Origin of the sequence: Natrinema pallidum (assembly GCF_005890195.1) — an archaeon.
GTDB classification, from domain to species: Archaea; Halobacteriota; Halobacteria; order Halobacteriales; family Natrialbaceae; genus Natrinema; species Natrinema pallidum.
In genome coordinates this window covers 747,281-766,663 of sequence record NZ_CP040637.1, presented here as the reverse complement: position 1 = coordinate 766,663, position 19,383 = coordinate 747,281, and the positions used below count along the sequence as shown (strand labels likewise).

16 protein-coding genes and 1 pseudogene are annotated in these 19,383 nt (G+C 65.0%); 9 read left to right on the top strand and 8 right to left on the bottom strand.

Annotated features, from left to right (window positions below):
• Nucleotides 1-109: 109 nt before the first annotated feature.
• Both FGF80_RS03705 and FGF80_RS03700 read right to left on the bottom strand, forming a co-directional pair.
• Nucleotides 110-1,456, bottom strand: coding sequence for a DNA polymerase Y family protein (locus tag FGF80_RS03705; protein WP_138652270.1), 1,347 nt, complete (start codon nt 1,454-1,456; stop codon nt 110-112).
• 81 nt (nt 1,457-1,537) lie between these two features.
• Nucleotides 1,538-2,269, bottom strand: coding sequence for a GNAT family N-acetyltransferase (locus tag FGF80_RS03700; RefSeq protein WP_006184582.1), 732 nt, complete (start codon nt 2,267-2,269; stop codon nt 1,538-1,540).
• A 679-nt stretch (nt 2,270-2,948) separates the two neighbouring features.
• Between FGF80_RS03700 and FGF80_RS03695 the strand changes: the two genes are divergently transcribed.
• Entirely contained in the window at nt 2,949-5,234 is a 2,286-nt protein-coding gene (locus FGF80_RS03695) for an amino acid permease (RefSeq protein WP_138652268.1), read from the top strand.
• 26 nt (nt 5,235-5,260) lie between these two features.
• Here the strand turns inward: FGF80_RS03695 and FGF80_RS03690 are convergent, their stop codons facing one another.
• Together FGF80_RS03690 and FGF80_RS03685 are read right to left on the bottom strand one after the other, a co-directional pair.
• Nucleotides 5,261-5,590: a transcription factor S gene (locus FGF80_RS03690; RefSeq protein ID WP_006184584.1), complete on the bottom strand. Its 330-nt coding sequence runs from the start codon at nt 5,588-5,590 to the stop codon at nt 5,261-5,263.
• A gap of 205 nt (nt 5,591-5,795) precedes the next feature.
• Nucleotides 5,796-6,779, bottom strand: a complete 984-nt coding sequence (locus FGF80_RS03685) for a beta-ribofuranosylaminobenzene 5'-phosphate synthase family protein (protein WP_138652266.1) — start codon at nt 6,777-6,779, stop codon at nt 5,796-5,798.
• A gap of 341 nt (nt 6,780-7,120) precedes the next feature.
• Here FGF80_RS03685 and ilvD point away from each other — a divergent pair, with 341 nt between their 5' ends.
• On the top strand, nt 7,121-8,848 hold the full coding sequence (gene ilvD, locus FGF80_RS03680) for a dihydroxy-acid dehydratase (protein ID WP_006184587.1): 1,728 nt from the start codon (nt 7,121-7,123) through the stop codon (nt 8,846-8,848).
• 114 nt (nt 8,849-8,962) lie between these two features.
• On the top strand, nt 8,963-9,121 hold the full coding sequence (locus FGF80_RS19010) for a hypothetical protein (RefSeq protein WP_006184588.1): 159 nt from the start codon (nt 8,963-8,965) through the stop codon (nt 9,119-9,121).
• 69 nt (nt 9,122-9,190) lie between these two features.
• On the opposite strand, the gene FGF80_RS03675 is transcribed toward FGF80_RS19010, so the two are convergent.
• Together FGF80_RS03675 and FGF80_RS03670 are read right to left on the bottom strand one after the other, a co-directional pair.
• A complete protein-coding gene (locus FGF80_RS03675; protein ID WP_006184589.1) occupies nt 9,191-9,622 on the bottom strand; it encodes an adenylyltransferase/cytidyltransferase family protein in 432 nt (143 codons plus the stop codon).
• A gap of 94 nt (nt 9,623-9,716) precedes the next feature.
• Entirely contained in the window at nt 9,717-10,214 is a 498-nt protein-coding gene (locus FGF80_RS03670; protein ID WP_006184590.1) for a Mov34/MPN/PAD-1 family protein, read from the bottom strand.
• 207 nt (nt 10,215-10,421) lie between these two features.
• On the opposite strand from FGF80_RS03670, the gene FGF80_RS03665 reads away from it, so the two are divergent.
• Both FGF80_RS03665 and FGF80_RS03660 read left to right on the top strand, forming a co-directional pair.
• Nucleotides 10,422-11,546 carry an outer membrane protein assembly factor BamB family protein gene (locus FGF80_RS03665; RefSeq protein WP_175416975.1) on the top strand — a complete coding sequence of 375 codons (1,125 nt, stop codon included), beginning with the start codon at nt 10,422-10,424 and terminating at the stop codon, nt 11,544-11,546.
• A 122-nt stretch (nt 11,547-11,668) separates the two neighbouring features.
• Entirely contained in the window at nt 11,669-13,573 is a 1,905-nt protein-coding gene (locus tag FGF80_RS03660; RefSeq protein ID WP_138652262.1) for a DHH family phosphoesterase, read from the top strand.
• Nucleotides 13,574-14,160: 587 nt separating this feature from the next.
• Here FGF80_RS03660 and FGF80_RS03655 read toward each other — a convergent pair.
• Nucleotides 14,161-14,484, bottom strand: a complete 324-nt coding sequence (locus FGF80_RS03655) for a hypothetical protein (RefSeq protein ID WP_138652260.1) — start codon at nt 14,482-14,484, stop codon at nt 14,161-14,163.
• A 110-nt stretch (nt 14,485-14,594) separates the two neighbouring features.
• Between FGF80_RS03655 and FGF80_RS03650 the strand changes: the two genes are divergently transcribed.
• The 3 genes from FGF80_RS03650 to FGF80_RS03640 all read left to right on the top strand — a co-directional run bounded on the left by FGF80_RS03650 (nt 14,595) and on the right by FGF80_RS03640 (nt 17,766).
• Nucleotides 14,595-15,530, top strand: coding sequence for an HhH-GPD family protein (locus FGF80_RS03650; RefSeq protein ID WP_138652258.1), 936 nt, complete (start codon nt 14,595-14,597; stop codon nt 15,528-15,530).
• A gap of 579 nt (nt 15,531-16,109) precedes the next feature.
• The gene (locus tag FGF80_RS03645) at nt 16,110-16,796 is read left to right on the top strand and encodes a helix-turn-helix domain-containing protein (protein ID WP_006184595.1); all 687 of its coding nucleotides are present in this window, start codon (nt 16,110-16,112) and stop codon (nt 16,794-16,796) included.
• 403 nt (nt 16,797-17,199) lie between these two features.
• A complete protein-coding gene (locus FGF80_RS03640; RefSeq protein WP_138652256.1) occupies nt 17,200-17,766 on the top strand; it encodes a DUF7344 domain-containing protein in 567 nt (188 codons plus the stop codon).
• A gap of 65 nt (nt 17,767-17,831) precedes the next feature.
• Here the strand turns inward: FGF80_RS03640 and FGF80_RS03635 are convergent.
• Nucleotides 17,832-18,280 (bottom strand): annotated as a pseudogene (locus FGF80_RS03635) (hypothetical protein).
• 245 nt (nt 18,281-18,525) lie between these two features.
• On the opposite strand from FGF80_RS03635, the gene FGF80_RS03630 reads away from it, so the two are divergent.
• Nucleotides 18,526-19,257 (top strand): GNAT family N-acetyltransferase, encoded by a 732-nt coding sequence (locus FGF80_RS03630; RefSeq protein WP_138652254.1) that lies wholly within the window; start codon nt 18,526-18,528, stop codon nt 19,255-19,257.
• Nucleotides 19,258-19,383 lie beyond the last annotated feature (126 nt).

Genomic DNA, 19,383 nt, shown 5'->3' with positions numbered 1-19,383 from the left:
AGTGATTGTCGGGGTGGGGTTATAATTTCAGCGTTCTTTCCGATTCGGGACGCCGTCTCGCGGCTCGAAGACGGTGGCCGTTCGGCCGGCGACGATGGCCGGCCATCGCTCACCGGAAATCCGCGAGCGCCGACTGTCCGGGCGGCCGATTCCCGCGATCGTCGTCGGGATTTCCATCCGACCCCGAACCGTCGTCGGCGGCGACCGCGTCGGACTCGGTTCCGGTCCCGTCCGCGTCCCGCTCCCAACTCTCGAGGCTCGCCTGATCGGCGGTCGCGAACTCGAGGTTGGCGACCCGGACGCCGAGTTTGCGGACGGGTGCGTCCTCGAACTCGGTGAACAGGTCCCGCGCGATGCGATCGACGAGCGCCGGGTCGTCGACCGGACCCGGTAGCGACCGCTCGCGCGTGTTGACGTCGTAGGGCGGCGTGACGGCCTTGACGCCGATGGTTCGGTACAGCGCGCCTTCCCGTCGAGCACGGTCGGCGACGGCCGCCGCGAGCGTCTCGAGCAGGTCGTACTTCGGGGTCGGCGCTTCGACGGGATCGGCGAACGCCGACTCGCGGGAGAAGCTCTTGGGGTCGCCTTTCGGCTCGACGCGGCGCTCGTCCTCGCCGCGGGCGCGGTCGTACAGTTCCCGGCCGCGTTCCCCGAAGCGGTCGACCAGCGGCCCCGGATCGGCGGCGGCCACGTCGCCCGCCGTCTCGAGGCCCATTTCGCGAAGCGCGCGGGCGGTCACGGGGCCGACGCCGTGAAGCTGGTCGACGGCGAGCGGCGCGAGAAACGCTCGAACATCGCCGGGCTCGACGACGGTGAGTCCGTCGGGCTTGTCGAAATCGCTGGCGATCTTGGCCGTGCTCATCGTCGGTGCGACGCCGACGCTGACGGTGACGCCGACCGCCCGTCGGATGCGGTCCTTGACGTGCCGGGCGAAGCCGTCCGCGACTTCCCAGGCGGTCCGCTCGGTTACGTCGAGGTAGGCCTCGTCGATGCTCACCTCGCGGACGACGTCGGCGCAGTCGTGAAGGATTTCCCGGACGTCGGCCGCGACCGACTCGTAGTACTCCATATCGACGGGCCGGTAGTAGCCGGTTTCCTCGCGCGCCCGCTGACGCTCGCTCGAGTCAGCAGGCGCACGCTGCCCGCCGCCCTCGAGGTCGGGATCATCGATCTCGCCGGTATCGAAGGCCGCGCGTCTCGGGAGTCGCTCGAGGGCCGTCGAAATCGCCTGCGCGCTTTCGACGCCGAACTCGCGGGCCTCGTAGCTGGCGGTGGCGACCGCACCGTTCGTCTCCCCCGCCTCGTAACCCATCCCGACGACGAGGGGCTCGCCGCGGAGTTCGGGGTCGCGCAGTCGCTCGCAGGCGGCGTAGAAGCAATCGGCGTCGACGTGGCAGACGATGCGGTCCTCGTCGTCCTCACCCTCGACGCCCGGGAGTCGGGGCCCGTCGGACATTCGTCTACCGACCGATTCGTCCGAATGGACGTGAACGTTGTGCCCCGAGTCGGGGCGACGCGGCTCACTCGCCGGCAACGGCTACAACTCGTACGCCATCATCACCTCGTCGACGTACTCGCCGTCGATCGTGTAATGGTCCTTGCGGATCGCCTCGGTGTCCCAGCCGTGGACGGTCAGGAACTCGAGAGCGGTCTCGTTGACGACGGGAATACTGTTGTAGACCTTCCGATACCCGTTCGCTTCGGCCCACTCGATCCCTCGCTGCAGGAGTTTGCTCCCGATCCCGTGGCCCCGATAGGCCGCGCGGACGCCGACGGTCTGTTGGGCAACCTCCCGGACCGGGTCGACCTGCTGAAGATCGAGGTGGGTCCAGCCGACGACGTCGCCGTCGACGGTTGCAACGAAGAATCGCCGAGACCGCACCGTGTTGTGCCTGGTAACGGTATTTTCGTACAACAACTGTTCGGCGATCGTTTCGGCGACGACGTACGACTCCTCGGCCGTAACGTCCCGAATGGTATCGACGAGACCGTCGAAATCGGCCTGCCGAGCGGGTCGAACCGTCACGGTGAACTCGTCGAGTTCGTGTTTCTCGACGGCACCGAACTCGAGGGCGATTCGAAGGGTGCCATCCTCCTCTTCGAGATAGCCGTCCGATTTCAGTTCCGCGAGGCACGTCCGGAACTCCTCGGCCGGGAGGGACATGATATCGGGTACTTTCTGCCGTTCGACGGTCCCGTGCCGTTCGACGTATTCGTAAATACGTCTGCTGGCTTCGGACGCAAACGTCGGCCGTTCAATCGCGTCCATACGTTCGGTACGCACGCCGTCCGCTTATTCCTTGTTCCGTGGTATCGTACAACTGTTGTCCGTCAGCACCCCTTCACGAGCCGAGACCCGCTTCGGTTGCGCCTCCGGCGGGTCGCATCCGCTGGGAGTCAGCCAATACGTCCCATTCCAGATTGCCCCATGCGAACGTTCGTCGCCTCCGTCCGACAGCATCGTCGTCTGACCGAATCCGTCTTCATTCGTGGTGCAGTTATTCTCGAGTTCGCTCCGACCGAGGACCGCGTCCTCCACAAGTGATTTCGCTTCGAGGGGTCCGACACGCCCCGATGGCGACCGGTCACTGCCGACCGGGCGATTACTGACGAACCGGGCTATGACCAGGACGACCTGGAGTACTCCCACAAAACCGAACTGTTCGGTGTGTAACACACATGAACGGCGGCGAGCCCGCCGTGTACGATACCTGGTCGCTCGAGGAGTGGGGAAGAGACGTGCGCTTTCGAAGACGTTCTCAGAAACAGCAATGGCGGAGTATGACACTACGGATTCAATAACGCAATCCTGGGGTTTATCATCGTCACCTCGTGAACTTCGATCCAATGAATATCCGAACTCGAACGTGCGATCCACCGGGGTGGCTGCTATCGAATGGAGTGTCGGGATCGGCGAACGAGCGTGTGCTATGCGGTGGTGTTCCCGTATGAGCGCCGACGAGGAACTCGCGAAAGACCTCGGACTCCTCTCTGCGATCGCGATCGGTATCGGCACGATGATCGGGGCTGGAATCTTCGTGCTGCCGGGCACCGCCGTCGCTCAAGCGGGTCCACTCGCGGCACTGACGTTCGTCATTGGCGGCGTCACCGCACTGTTCACGGCGCTATCGGCCTCGGAACTGGGGACGGCGATGCCCAAGTCCGGCGGTGCCTACTTTTATATTAACCGTGCGCTCGGACCGCTTTTCGGGTCGATAAGCGGCTGGGCGAACTGGCTTGGGTTGGCGTTCGCGTCCGCGTTCTACATGTACGGCTTCGGCAAGTACGTCAACGAACTCGTCGGTGCCCCGGCGCTCGCGCTCGGCCCGATGACGATATCCGCGGCCCAGACGATCGGACTCATCGGGGCGGTGCTGTTTATCACCATCAACTACATCGGAGCCAAGGAGACCGGCGGCCTCCAGATCGGTATCGTCCTCACGCTACTCGGAATTCTCGGCGTCTTCACCGTCGTCGGCCTCCTGAACGCGAACCTCGATTCGTTGCGACCGTTCGCGCCGCCGGGGACGACCAGTAACGTACTCCCGGTGACTGCCATCGTCTTCGTCTCCTACCTCGGCTTCGTCCAGATCACATCGGTCGCCGAAGAGATCAAGAACCCCGGCCGGAACCTCCCGCTGGCGGTTATCGGGTCGGTCGTCATCGTCACCGTCGTCTACGCCCTGTTTCTCGTTGTCTTGCTTGCAGCGGTTCCGAACGAACTGGTGGCGAACAACGACAAGGCCGTCGTTGATGCTGCCGAATTGCTCTTCGGCCAGTACAGCGTCTTCGGCTTCAGTTTGGGGACGCTCGGCTGGGGGCTGCTGTTGCTCGGCGGCCTGCTTGCGACGGCCTCGAGTGCGAACGCATCGATCCTCTCTTCCTCGCGGATCAACTTCGCGATGGGACGCGAGAAGATCATCTCGCCGTCAGTCAACGATATTCACCACCGGTTCGGGACGCCGTACAAGTCGATTCTGATCACCGGCACACTTATTATCGGCTTCCTCTTCTTCGGCAACCTCGAGTTCCTGTCGACAGCCGGCTCGGTGCTGCATCTGATCGTCTACGGCTTGTTGAACGTCGCGCTGATCGTCATGCGAGAGGCCGAACCCGCCGATTACGATCCCGACTTCGAGGTTCCGCTCTACCCCTTCGTTCCGATTATCGGGGCGGTTTCGTCGTTCGCACTGATCGCGTACATTGAACCATACGTTATTCTGCTCTCGTCGGGACTCGTCGTCTTCGCAGGCGTGTGGTATCTGTTGTACGCGCGACAGCGCGTCGAGAACGCCGGCATCTTCGCCGATTGGGTCCTCGACCGCTCCGAGAAGATGCCCGACGCTGCAGTGGCGGCGGCCGACTCGATCCGACCGACTTCCAGTGTTCCGGACGGGGGCGATTTCCGCGTAATGGTTCCATTGGCCAACCCCCGAACCGAAACAGAGCTGATCACGCTCGGCGGTGCCATCGCAAAGCAACGTAACGGCACGGTTCATGCAGTCCACATCGTTCAGGTACCCGACCAGACGCCGCTTGAACGTGCCGAGCAGAACGAACAGCGCAACGCCGAATCGAAGAAATTGCTCGAGCAGGCACGTACCGACGCCGAGACGTTTGGCGTTCCCATCGAGACGCATACAGTGTTGTCACACCGATCGTTCGAGGAGGTCTTCGACGCTGCCCGTACCTTCGACGCTGACCAGGTCGTCATGGGCTGGGGGTCCGCCTCTCGTGACCGGGCCGAATCGCGTCTCGATGAACTAACCCACGACCTTCCCTGTGATTTCTTGGTACTGAAAGAGCGCGGGTTCGATCCATCGCAGATCCTCTTGCCAACTGCTGGCGGCCCCGACTCGGTGCTCGGTGCAGAGGTTGCCCGGTTGCTTCGCAACGAGTTCGACTCCGACGTGACGGTTCTGCACGCGCTTTCCGATGACGAGACCACCGAGGCGGGCGAACAGTTCCTCGAGGAGTGGGCCGCCGAAAACGGGCTGGCTGACGCCGACCTGGTTGTCGACGACCGAGATGTCGAGACCGCCATCAGCGATGCGGTCACGGATGCAACCCTCGTAGTGATCGGTGCGACCGAGCGCGGACTGTTGTCCCGATTGGTCCGAGGATCGCCGGTCTTGGATATCCTCGACGATGTCGAGTGTGCAGTGTTACTCGCTCAGACGGCTCGCCAGCGGACCCTGCGTGAACGGCTGCTCGGGAGTACGAAACAAGAATAGCGTCGTACTGGGGACCGACCCCCACCTCAATTATACTCTCGCCATTTGTTTTTGCAGTCGGTGCATTTAAAAAACCGCGTCGGCGGCTCGTCGGCCGAGGCGGTCTGTTTGAGCGTGTACCACGCTTCCTCGGCACCGCACTCGTCACAGATGACGTCCGTCGCCTTCGGTTTGCCCTCGAAGTTCGCCTCCTCGCTGGACTCGATCACGTCGCCGTCGGTCTGTGACTCCGTCGTGACGAACGCGTCTTCCTGCTCGCGGTCCCGCTCGTTCGAGGCCCCGCAGTCGTCGTTCGTACAGACCATGCGATCGCCCCGCGCTTTCATCATCGAACCGCAGTCGTCACAGAATTGCATATCATCACGTACGGACTCGGTACGCAAAAACACTCCAGTCGCCCGTCCGACGCCGGTCTCCGGCTCCAGTGTGCGCTTTCGTGGGTTCGTCGACCGCGAACGGACGGTTCGCGCCGGGTTCGCTCGCCGTCTCGAGGTCGGCGGTCCGAGCAAGTCGTGCCCGCCCATCCCGACGCCGTGCGCTGCGATCCGTCTCCACCCCGTTCTACTGGTCGCCGGTCGTCCGGATTCGAGCCCCGGTCCCCGCCGGCGCAGCGAGGACGACTTCTCCCTCGAGTCCGCGATCCGCGAGCGCGTCCCGGGCGGCGGCAGCGGCCTCGTCGGCGTGGGCGGCGTCGGTCACGCCGTAGACGACCGGCCCCCACGACGACTGGCCGACGCCCGAGAGGACCGGACAGCCCTCGAGCGATTCGACGAGTTCGCCCGCGGGCGGCCGGAAGACGCCACCTTGGGCGTCGGCGTACCAGGCACCGTTCTTGCGGCCGATTTCCGCGATGGCCTCGCCGAAAGGCTCGAGGCGGCCCGCGGCGGCCGCCGGCAGCAGTTTGCGGGTAACGACGCCGGCGATCTCGTCCGCGATGGCGGGATCGGCGCGTTCGACGACGGCACGCATGCTCGCGTCCTCGTCGTCGCCGCTGCGGCCGGGGTCCGCGTCCGGAACGACGACCAGAAACCGCCACTCGGGCGGCAGGTCGTGACGGGCGACGACGGGTGGCACCGTCCAGTCGCCCTCCGCCGGCGGCTCGGTGGTAAACCGGGTAGTCGGATGCCCGGCGTCGACGACGAAGCCGCCGGCCTCGAACGTCGCGACCCCGACGCCGCTGCGGCCGCCCCGTCCCATCGCCGGCGCGCGGTTGCGGCTCCGCGGCTCGAGGCCGTGCGCTCGCGCCGTCGCCGTCAGCACGGCGAGCGCGAGCTGGGTCCCGCTTCCGAGGCCGACGTGGCGGGGCAGGGACCCCTCGAGCGTGATCGTGACACCGGAGACCGCCAGCACGTCGACGGCGCGGTTCGCGTAGTTCCGGAGCAGCGGATCGGCGGCGACGACCGAGGTGGCGGGCTCGGCAGTGACGGTAACCCGCGGTTCCGCGAGCCCGATACCGATCCCGCCGTAGAGTCGCTCGCGAGCGAGCGAAAGGTTCTGGAAGCCGACGTGGAGCCGCGCCCCCGCGCTAACGGTCGCGGTCGTCATGATACACCGCCGGCTACGGAGCCCCTCGGGAAGGGGGTTTCGACGGTGGCAACGACTGAGACTGTCGAAACCGAGCTGCTTCGAGTCGACGACGGCGAGCAATCCCGACGGTCGGTCGCGGCTGTGCTCAGTCCTGGCCGCCATCCATCCGCGCGCGGCGCTGTTGCTCGTCGTGGTACCGGCAGCGATTCACATCCGACCGGCCGACGGCTCGGCTCCGAGCTCGGGCCGCCCGGACGGTATTCCCCGGGGCCGTCCCGAACCGGTGAGGCAGACCCGATCGCGACCGAACAGTTGGCCGAGAAAGGGTAACTTATGCCTGTGCGAATCAAGCTCAACCCATGAGCAGCGACGACGAGTTCGACTACGGGAAAGACGAGCAGTTGCGGAGTCGCGAAGTGACGGAGGGGCCGGACAAGGCTCCGCACCGAGCGATGTTCCGTGCGATGGGGTTCGACGACGACGACTTCGGGTCGCCGATGATCGGCGTTCCGAATCCGGCGGCCGACATCACGCCGTGTAACGTCCACCTCGACGACGTCGCCGACGCCGCGCTCGAGGGGGTCGATGAGACCGGCGGCATGCCCATCGAGTTCGGGACGATCACCATTTCCGACGCCATTTCGATGGGCACGGAAGGGATGAAGGCCTCGCTGATCTCCCGGGAGTTGATCGCCGACTCCGTCGAACTGGTGTCGTTCGGCGAGCGCATGGACGGACTGGTCACGATCGGCGGCTGCGACAAGAACATGCCCGGGATGATGATGGCTGCGATCCGGACCGATCTCCCCTCCGTCTTCCTCTACGGCGGCTCGATCATGCCCGGCGAACACGAGGGCCGGGAGGTCACCGTCCAGAACCTCTTCGAGGGCGTCGGTGCCGTCGCCGACGGCGAGATGAGCCCGGACGAACTCGACGAGATGGAGCGCAACGCCTGCCCCGGCGCGGGCTCGTGTGGCGGCATGTTCACCGCCAACACGATGGCGTCGATCTCCGAGGCGATCGGCTTCGCGCCGCTGGGCAGTGCCAGCCCGCCCGCCGAGGACGAGTCCCGGTACGATGTCGCCCGCGAGGCCGGCGAGATCGCCGTCGAGGCCGTCGAGGAAGGGCGGAAACCCTCCGACTTCCTCAGCGAGGCCTCCTTCGAGAACGCCATCGCCCTGCAGGTCGCCGTCGGCGGCTCGACCAACGCCGTCCTCCACCTGCTGGCGATGGCCGCCGAGGCCGGCGTCGACCTGGACATCGAGACGTTCAACGAGATCAGCGCCCGCACGCCGAAGATCGCCAACCTCCAGCCCGGCGGCGAGCGCGTGATGAACGACCTCCACGAGGTCGGCGGCGTCCCCGTCGTCCTGCGCGAACTGCTCGAGGCCGACCTGCTCCACGGCGACGCGCTGACCGTTACCGGCGAGACGATGGCCGAGGCCATCGAGCGGGCCGACCCGCCCGCGATCGAAGACCTCGACGCCGACTTCCTGCATACCGTCGACGACCCGATCCACGAGCGCGGTGCCATCCGCATCCTCACCGGCAACCTCGCGCCCGAGGGCGCGGTCATCAAGATCACCGGCGAGGACCACCTCCACCACGAGGGACCGGTTCGGATCTTCGAACAGGAAGAAGACGCGATGGCCTACGTCCAGGAGGGGAACGTCGAATCCGGCGACGTCATCGGCATTCGCAACGAGGGGCCACGCGGCGGCCCCGGCATGCGCGAGATGCTCGGCGTTACCTCCGCCGTGGCGGGCCAGGGCCACGCCGAGGACGTCGCCCTGTTCACGGACGGCCGCTTCTCGGGCGCGACTCGTGGGTTCTCCATCGGCCACGTCGCCCCCGAGGCCGCGGCCGGCGGCCCCATCGCCGCACTCGAGGACGGCGATACGATCACCATCGACATCGACGACCTCGAACTCTCCGTGGACCTCTCCGACGCGGAGATCGAACAGCGCCTCGCGGACCACGACCTGCCGGAGCCCCAGTACACTACCGGGGTACTGGCGAAGTACGGCCGTGACTTCGGGTCGGCGGCCAACGGTGCCGTGACCAACCCCGGCGTCAAAGACGAGTAGCGCGGTCGACGGCGACGGATCGGCCACGTTCGCTTTCCCACCCGCAGAGACCCCCTTCGATTTCCTGCACGAGTCTTTCCCGCCTTTGTGACCGACTCCCGGATAGAGAGACGGATGTGTAAGTACTGCCTCGAGTGTGACTGGCAGATCAGTACTGCCGACGGTTACACCGAAAAGGAAGTCTCGGAGAAGGCGATCGAGCACTTCGTCGAGACGGGGCATACGGTCGATTCGCTTCGGCTGCCGCCGCCGACGGCCGTCCTCGAGAACTAATCGCGTGTCCATCGCCGCGGCGTCGGCGAGTCGAAGCGAGCACCGCGAGCCGGGCCGCCGCGCCGCGTGTCAGTCCCCTCGCCGCTCGAGGACCCGGTCGATAATCAGTCGCGTCGAGAGCAGTTGCTCGTCGTCGGTCTCGCGGCCGCTCGCCCGGCGAACCTCGCAGTCGATCCCCCGTCGCTCGAGTTCGGCCGCGATGGCCTCGTCGTCGTGGTGCTGGTCGTGACCGAGCGCGATCACGTCGGGGTCGATCTCCTCGATGGGAACGAAGATGTCCTCCTCGTGGCCGAGCAGGGCCTCGTCGACGGCCGCGAGCGCGCCGACGACGTCGCGGCGCTGGGTCGCCGGACAGATCGGCGTCTCCTTGTGATCGACGTTGGCCTTGCGGGCGACGATGACCGACAGTTCGTCGCCCATCGCCGCGGCCTCCTCCAGATAGTGGACGTGGCCGGGGTGGAGGATGTCGAAGGTGCCCTGGGCGATGACGGTCCGTGTCATCCGTCGGCCCCCCCTGCTGTCGCCGGCGGTTTCCGCGTCGATCCCGTCGTCGGTCCGGTAGTCACTGATGGCATCGTCTCGAGCATAGCGAGTCTCATCGTCGCAGTTCCTCGTCGATATCCGCCTGCGTGAAATCGAAGAAGTCCTCCGTATCGGGCAGGTCGACGTCGATCACGTTCAACGTGGTCGGCTGGCCCTTCGAATCGAACGCCTTCCAGTCGGTCCGGCGGTAGGGCGCGCCGATGATGACGTGGACGCTCCCGCGGCCGAACGTATCCAGGTCCGCGTTACTGGGCCTGATCACCCCGTTGGGGTGGGAGTGGATACTCCCCAGCGCCTTCACGTCGTTCGGAATCTGGTTCGTCTTGACGGTCGCGCTGACGCTGTTGGTCTCGGTCCCGGGGACCACGAGCACGTCCGTGATAACCAGGCCATCCCGGTCCAGTCCCAGGCGATCGGCCTCGGTCCCCCGGAGAAACCCCATGTACTCGTTCGGGTGGGTCTCCTCGGAGGACTCGAGGGCGAACTCGAGAGTCTCCTCGGCGATACCGAGGATCTCGCTCGAGCGAAACAGCGCGTCGAACAGCCCCATATCCCCACGTGCGGCCTTGCGGTTGCTAAACGTTCCGATGCACCGGTTGTCTCGAGCGCTGTGCAGTCGACCGGACGGCGACAGCGGGCTGGGTGCATGATTCGAACGTGTTCAACTCCGCCCATGGCCGCCAATGAGCCGAGACAGTTTCACCCGTCATATGGTTATTCAAAAGATATATTCTCCTCCCCCGGCTACTATCGAGCGATGTCCTCCCGCCGCTCGGTGCTCGCTACTGGCGTCGGCATCTTCTCGTCCGGGATCGCCGGCTGCGTATCGGTACCCTGGTTTCGTGAACCGGACGGAGCTGACTGGTCGGCCTCAGTCCCCGAGCCGGGTGCCTTCGCGTCACCAGTTACTACCGACGGAGTCGTCGCCGCGGGTGGCAGCCGCGACGGTGGCCTCGAAACCGGGCAGCTGGTCGCGTTCGATACGGAAACGGGACAACAGCAATGGGAACACGAGTTCGGACGACCGACCGGTCTCGTCGCCGCCGACGGCACCGTGTACGTCGGCGAAAAACGGGATTCAGGGCGGTCACGGATCGCCGCTTTCGATGCCCGGACGGGGACACAGCGGTGGCAGCAGACGGTCTCCAATCACTCGTCGGCGATGGCCGTGGCGAACGGAACGCTGTATGCTGCAAACGGTGGTCTCGCCGCGCTCGAGACGGCCGACGGATCGGTTCGATGGGAACAGCCCCACGTCCCCGAAACGGATTTTACCGTCATCGCCGCCCCGGGCGATCAGTTGGCGGCCGACGATCACGCGGTCTATTTCGGTGACGCGGATGGAGTGGTTGCGATCTCACCCACCGACGGGACCACCTCGTGGAGCTGGCGACCGGCGCAGTGGGAGACAACCGCAACCGCCGTCGCCCCGGTTCCGATCGACGACACGATCTTTGTCGGCGGTGGCGGTGATGTCGTCGCACTCGACGCGGCGGACGGGTCCGATCGGTGGCGGACGCCGTTCGGTCGCGGTGCCGAGATCATGGGGTTCCACGCAACCGATTCGTCGCTGCTCGTCGCAGAGTCGACGGACGCCGCCCCGTCGGATACGTTCGGAACGGTGTACGAACTCTCGGCTGAAGACGGCAGCGAACGGTACGAAATGCGATTCGACGCACCCGTCACTCGAGCAGTATCGACGACGGCGACGTTCGTCGTCGGGACGGCCGACGGAACCGTGACGTGGACCGACGGCGCGTCGTTCTTCGCTCGGCCCGAGACAGCACTTCCGACCGGCGGCTTCGGACTCGGTGCCGCCGGCGAACAGGCGTTCGCCCAGACCAGCGAGGGAACGCTTTGGGCCCTCTCTCCCCCTGAGTGAGATCCCGTCACTCCGCGAGCATCGATCAGCGGAGCCAGACCGTAGAGCCGGTGATCGACTCCCTCGAGCCCCATCGCTTCTTGACAAGGGTTATACGCGACCACCTCAAAGGGCGAATCAAGATGACGCGTGACTCCGCCGGGGAACCCGGCGCAGACGACGGGGATTCCGTCGTCTACGATCTCGCTTCCGATTGTACCGCCGACGATGTCGAGCACGGCCGCCCCTATCTCGCCGAGATCAACGGTATCGTCGACTACGGCGTCTTCGTCGATCTCTCCGACTCCGTTTCCGGTCTCGTCCACGAATCCGTCCTCGAGGGCACGTTCGCCGTCGGCGACGAACTCGTCGTCGAACTCGAGAGTATCCGTGAGAACGGCGACATGGCCTTCGAGCCGGTCGATATCGACGACTATACGGTCGACGATATCGGTCACGACTACTCGCTGACCGGCACCCACCGCCTCGAGAGCACCATCGGCGACCAGATCCACCTCGAAGGGACGGTCACGCAGGTCAAACAGACCGGCGGACCGACGATCTTTCACGTCGCCGACGAGCAGGGCGTCGTCCCCTGTGCCGCCTTCGAGGAGGCCGGCGTCCGGGCCTACCCCTCGATCGAAGTCGGTGACATCGTTCGCGTCACCGGGACGCCGGAACACCGCGAGGGCTCGGTCCAGATCGAGGTCGACGGCCTCTCGAAACTCGAGGGTGCGGACGCCGACGCGGCCCGCGAGCGACTCGAGGACGCCCTTGAGGAGCGCGCCGCCCCGCACGACGTCGAGCCGCTGATCGACTGGCCGGCGTTCGAAAAGCTTCGACCGAACCTCGAGGAAGTCGCGCAACTGCTCCGGCGGACGGTGCTCGAGGGCCGTCCGATCCGCGTCCGCCATCACGCCGACGGTGACGGGATGTGCGCCGCCGTCCCCGTTCAGATCGCGCTCCAGCGATTCATCGCCGACGTCCACGAAGACGAGGACGCGCCGCGTCACCTCATCAAGCGGCTGCCGGCGAAAGCGCCCTTCTACGAGATGGAAGACGCCACGCGGGACCTGAACTTCGCGCTCGAGGACCGCGAGAAGCACGGCCAGCAACTGCCGCTGTTGCTGATGCTCGACAACGGCTCGACGGCCGAGGACGTGCCGGCCTACGAGACGTTGGCTCACTACGACATCCCGATCGTCGCCGTCGACCACCATCACCCCGATCCGGACGCGGTCGGCGACCTGCTCGACGCCCACGTCAACCCGTACCTCCACGACGAGGATTACCGGATCACCACGGGGATGCTCTGCGTCGAACTCGCGCGGATGATCTACCCCGACCTCGGCGAGGAACTCCGTCACGTCCCCGCCGTCGCGGGCCTCTCGGACCGCTCGAAGGCCGACGCGATGGACGACTACCTCGAGTTGGCCGCCGCGGAAGGCTACGACGAGGACCGCCTGCAGGACGTCAGCGAGGCGCTGGACTACGCCGCCTTCTGGCTGCGCTACAACTCCGGCGACCAACTCATTCAGGACCTGCTCCAGGTCGACAGCGACGACGAACAGCGCCACCGCGAACTCGTCGAGTTCTTCGCCGACCGCGGCCGCGAGGAAGTCGACGAGCAACTCGACGCCGCGATGCCCCACCTCGAACACGAGACGCTCGAGAACGGGGCCCACCTCTACCGGATCGACGTCGAGAACTACGCCCACCGCTTTACCTACCCCGCGCCGGGGAAGACCACCGGCGAGATCCACGACCGGAAGATCGAGGAGACCGGCGATCCGGTCATCACGGTCGGCTACGGCCCGGACTTCGCCGTGCTCCGCAGTGACGGCGTTCGGTTGGACATCCCGAACATGGTCTCCGAACTCGAGGCCGAAATCGCGGGCGGCGGCGTCTCCGGCGGCGGCCACCTCGTCGTCGGCTCGATCAAGTTCGTGACCGGCAAACGCGAGGAAGTCATCGACGCCTTGGTCGAGAAGATGGCCGAGGCCGACATCGACGAAGCGCTCTCGAGTGCGGCCCCGATCGACGACTGAGGCGAGCATAGTCCGCCGGGCCGGTAGGCCACAGCCGCTGAAACCGGTCGGCGGTCGCGGTAGCGGTTGTCGTGTGTTTCTGTATTCACAGCCCTGGTAGACGCGGAACAACCTGCGTGACGAGCTACCGTGGCCACTGAAACGAGTTACGCACTGACCGAACCGACGTTCGACACCGCCCGCTCACTATCGAAGAAATCGACAACTGTTAGTCGGCACCGTGGCGCGGCGTGTATCCGCGGCCGTCGCAGACGAGCGACTCGTATCGAGTCGACAGCGAGCCCGAGCATTCGGGACAATGGTATTCGGACTCGAGTGAGTTTTGATTGATTGCCATGTATGAAACGAGGGACCGAGCGCTAATACGCTCACCGGTTATTCCGGTGAAATCAGCTATAGTAGCAACTGAACGTCACTGCACACCTGATGACACGACGGCGTTGCGATCGGTGTGTCAATCGTTTCAGTTGCTCCTATAGTCGTCCCGGAACGTGTGGCAGTGTCTCTTCTCAAAACGGCAGCACTCGCGAGTGTCCGTCGACAAGTGGCCGGGCGGTAGCACGGGGGATGCGGTCACCGCGACCGAATTAAAACTGGTAGCGTCGCTCGTCGTCCATCGAGGGATACTGGTCCACGCCGGTCATCTCCTCGAAGGTCATCCCCGAGAGGTACTCGTCGTAGGTCACGTCGTAGGCCGACCGGAGCTGAAAGTCGAGTTTCCCGGTGTCGACGGTCGACTGAAAGAGCATGTGGATGGCCCGCCGGACGAGTTCGTCCGTCTCCTCGGGCTCGAGGGCGGTCTCGAGCAGGGCGAGTTCGTTGCGCGTTTCGCGGTCGAGCGAGACGGTGAGGTCGGCACCGATGTCGGTATACGAGTCCGAGACGTCTGCCGTGAGATCGTCGAGGCTCATACGGGAGGGGACTCGAGCGGATCGGATAGGCTTTTCGTGGTCGTCGCGTCGGGGATGCCGACCGGCGCGGGACCGCTACCAGTAAGGCGTCCCAGTCGCTAGCGGGACCGATGAGTGATGCCGAGGCACCGGCCGACGAGTGGACCCTGCCCGACGACCCGGGGGCCGTTCGCGAGGCCCTGATAGAGTGGTACGAGGCCGACCACCGCGATTTCCCGTGGCGACGGACCGACGATCCCTACGAGATCCTCGTCAGCGAGGTGATGAGCCAGCAGACCCAACTGGGCCGCGTCGTTCCGGCCTGGGAAGCGTTCCTCGAGCACTGGCCGACCACCGCCGACCTCGCCGACGCCGACCGCGCCGCCGTCGTGGGGTTCTGGACGGATCACAGCCTGGGGTACAACAATCGAGCGAAGTACCTCCACGAGGCCGCCCAACAGGTCGAAGACGAGTACGGCGGCGACTTCCCCGAGACTCCTGCGGAACTACAGGAACTGATGGGGGTCGGCCCGTACACGGCCAACGCGGTGGCGAGCTTCGCGTTCAACGACGGCGATGCCGTCGTGGATACGAACGTCAAACGAGTGCTCTACCGGACGTTCGATGTTCCCGACGACGATGCGACCTTCGAGGACGCCGCGAACGACCTCATGCCCGAGGGCCGGTCGCGGGTCTGGAACAACGCGATCATGGAACTGGGCGGCGTTGCCTGCGAGCAGACGCCCCGTTGTGACGAGGCCGGTTGCCCCTGGCGCGAGTGGTGTCACGCCTACCAGACCGGCGACTTTACCGCCCCCGACGTACCCACACAGCCGAGTTTCGAGGGGAGTCGCCGGCAGTTCCGCGGCCGCGTGATCGGCACCCTTCGGGAGTACAACGAACTCGAACTCGACGCGCTCGGTCACCGTATCCGCGTCGACTACGTTCCCGGCGGCGAGTACGGCCGTGACTGGCTTACGGAGCTTCTGACCGACCTCGAGTCGGACGGACTGGTCGACCTCGAGCGCGACGCGGACGGTGAACACGTCGCCCGACTCCGGCCCTAACGCGGCCGAGCGGCCGTCGAGCACGGTCCAACCGAACCCTTTCGTGTCTACCGCATCGGCGTTGGGCACTCCGAGCGGTTCGCCGTTCCCGGTCGACGACGCGGGCGACCGCTTCGACTGACGGTCGACAAGTGTTTCGTGTGACGGTGATATCGAGTCAGACGCGTCGGTACTGACGCTATCGGGCGGCTGATACCCAGCGGCAAAACGGCAAGCGGTGGCGAGCGCCGTGCATTCCCTAGCGGCCAGTTTCCGATGTGTGGCCTATCGGAAAAAGTATCCGGTCTCACTTGTACGTGTCCAAACGTTGCAAGGGGTGAGAACGCCGACGTGCGGCGATTGCCGTTCACTATCGCCGTTTGCTTGCCCGTCCGGGAAATTATCTCTGTCCGACAGTTTTTGATAGGATGAGAAGAGACGGTTTTGTGATTTTCTCAGTAGAGTGTCTGAAAGCCACATATCTGGCGATAGATTATCAGTCCCGACCATTGGGAAGAAGTGACAGTCACTGGAATTGGGTTGCGGGAAAGGCTACCGGTAACCAAATCCGTCTATACGTCTCTGTGGTTGAGTCCGGTGATGACCACAGTCGTCGAACTCGGGATTTCGGCTGATCGACTCGGACTCGCCCGCACGTTCGATCGCGTGTCGGCGTTCGAATTCCAGATCGGCGGCATGATCGGTGGCTCCCCACCGCTCGTCTGGGCGAACGGCGGGGATCGCGAGACCGTTCGGCGAGCGCTCGAGGCGGACCCGTCGGTCGACGTGATCGCAAGCGTTGCCGACGACGGCGGGACGGCCACGACCGATGCCGGCCCGAACGATCGGTGGCTGTTCCGACTCGAGTTCGGGGACGGCGTGAAACTGTTCGAGCAAATCGTCACGGAAAACGACGGCGCGATCCTGACGGCCCAGGGTCGGGAGGGGCGATGGATGGTGAAACTGCTCTTTCACGACCGGGAATCGGTATCGGCGTGTCACGACCTCCTTGAGCAGTACGAGTTCGGAGCCGATGTCACCCGGATCAGTGGTATCGACGACCTCGCGAGTGCACAGACGCCCCTGACGGAAACGCAGTACGAGACGATTTGCAAAGCCCACGAACTCGGATATTTCGACGTGCCGCGGGGAGTGACCCTCAAGGAGTTGGCGGCGGAACTAGACATCTCTCATCAGGCGCTGTCGGAGCGACTGCGCCGGAGTCACGCTGCCCTCGTCAGTGCGGAACTGTCCGATCGAAGCGCACCGATGGAAATCGACCTCTGAGATGGGGTAGCAGACTCGCGGTGTCTTGGGACCCGCCAGGAACCCACTTCCGTTAATGAACGTTCGACCCATTCTCCCGCTATTTTAGATGTGTATTCAACACCAATCCGCCAAAGTGGCCGTATTTGGGCCAATAGATGGCCTTATCACTGAACATAGGTACAGATACATGTCGGCGTGATGCTGACCGATCGGCGCACCGAGCGTGCCGTAAACGCCGGTGGAGCACCCGTTCTCACGTCCGGATTCGCAGTCACTCGTGGCTGTGTGACTGCGACACTACCGGACTGCTACTGGGTCGTCCCGCGACCCGGTTCCCTTCGACTCGAGCGACATCCCTTCAACTCGAATACAGGTCCGTAGCTTTATCTGTTAAGCTGAAATACACGCTCTCGAGAAAGAAGTGATCGGACGAAGCCCAACGGGAGCCATCGACGAGGCCGCTCGAGCGGTCGAGCAGGGGTCCCCGTCGGACTTATCGTTGGACGACGTCTACCACCTCCTCCAGACGAAACGCCGTCGGGACGTCCTCCGATACCTCCGCGGGGTGGACGGGCCGGTTCGGTTGCGCGAACTCGCCGAACAGGTCGCCGCCTGGGAGCAGGATACGGCGGTCGAGAACCTGAGTTCCGACGAACGCCAGCGGGTGTACATCTCATTGTACCAGTCGCATTTGCCGAAACTCGACAACCACGGAATCGTCGACTACGACAAGGATCGGGGACGGGTCGAAGCGACCCCGCGTCTCTCACAGTTGGAGTCGTATCTCGAGCCCCCTCAAAAGACGGGTTCGCCCGGCCGGTGGCCACAGCGATACGCGGCGACGGTCGGCCTCTGTGCGCTGCTGGTCTGTGGAATCTGGGCGGGGATCGTTCCGGTCGCCGGCCTCGCCGGCGCGGGGATCGTACTCGCTGCAGTGACCGCCGTCACGGTCGCCCACGCGTGGTCGACCGGTGTCTTTCCCCGGTAGTCTCCCCACGACCGCTGCGAGACGGTCGATCGTAACGCTCGAACACGGGAGCCGGACGACGACCGTCAGTCGGCGCGGGACGTGACTCCCGTGGTCGGATCGGGAGACTGCTCGAGGAGCCGATGGGCGTACACGGCGACCGAAAAGTCCTGCGGGCTCGGGAGCGCACAGGCGAGCCAACCGATCGCCGCCGCAGCGGGGACCGGTGTCTCAGTCGTCACGTACCCCGCAGCGGCCAGTCCGAAGACGGGGATCGCGAGGAAGAACGGGGCCAGCGCCGCGAGCCGAAGCGTCCACGGGGGTTCGCTGCCGGTCGGACGAGGAGTGACGGCAGCCCAGGGGTGGTCGTCAGGAGCGCGACGAGCCCGTCGGCCCGCCCGGGGAAATAGGAGACGGAGTACTCGACGCGCGCGAGTCGCAGACCCACTGCGTGTGTCCACTCGTGGGCCACCAGTCCGACTGCTACCGCCAGGACGAGCGCACAGCCAGCGACCACCACGTTCGATCCGATCATTGGAGACGCGAGATGGCCGGACCACACGGCGACCGGGACACCGCTCATCTCACGCATCGAGTGGATGCCCTGCTGGGAGAAGTCGCCCCGCCTGTACCAGTTGTCGTCTTAAGCCAGGGCCATCAAAAGCGCCGCTTTCGATCGGGACTGCGTTCCGTCGGTTCTGACTCCCATCCGCTTCGCGGAGCACGGCCCGCGGTGTCGCTCGGCCAAGCATTAAGTATTGACGAGTGGTAGCGCGTGACATGGCATCGAACAGTACACTCGAGTTCGGTCATGCGGACCGCAAAGCGATTTACGAGTACGTCGAACGACACGGCGCGGTCGACCCCGAGGAAACACGAGCGCGACTCGGGCTCGACCCGAGCGGATTCCGCCATCACGTCGCGATCCTCAAGCGGGACGGCCGAATCGAGGCGGAAGACGGGACGCTCAGGGTAACCATCGACGCGGGTGCCGAAGAGGAGTACGTCTCCGCGGATCTCGAGTTCCACATTCGGCCGGCCCGACAGGAGGACCTGACGGGGATCGTCGGGGCGATCAGACGGGTCGCCGAGGAGAAGACCTACATCGAAGCCGAGACCGTCGCCGACGAGATCGACCACGAGGAGGCGCTGCTCCGACACAACGAACTCCAGTCGCGGATGTTCTTCGTCGCCACGGTCGAGGACGATGTCGTCGGCTGGGTGCACCTCCACGCCCCGGAGATAGAGAAGCTGAGCCACACCGCCGAACTCACCGTCGGGGTTCTGGAGGACTACCGCGGCCACGGCGTCGGCTCGCACCTCCTCTCGCGGGGCCTCGAGTGGGCCGGCTCCAACGGCTACGAGAAGGTCTACCAGAGCGTCCCGTCGATCAACGAGGAAGCGATCGCATTTCTCGAGGAACACGACTGGGAGACCGAGGCGGTTCGGGAAGATCACTACAAACTCAACGGCCATTACGTCGACGAGGTGATGATGGCCGTCGAACTGTAGCTTCCCTCGGTTCAACTCGTCGGAGTTCAGGGGACGCTCTCGCCAGTCTCAGGTCTTCCCCCTCGCTCGCGACGGCTGGCACCGGTCGAATCGAAAGACAATTCCTGTCGACGGCGCTACGCCAGA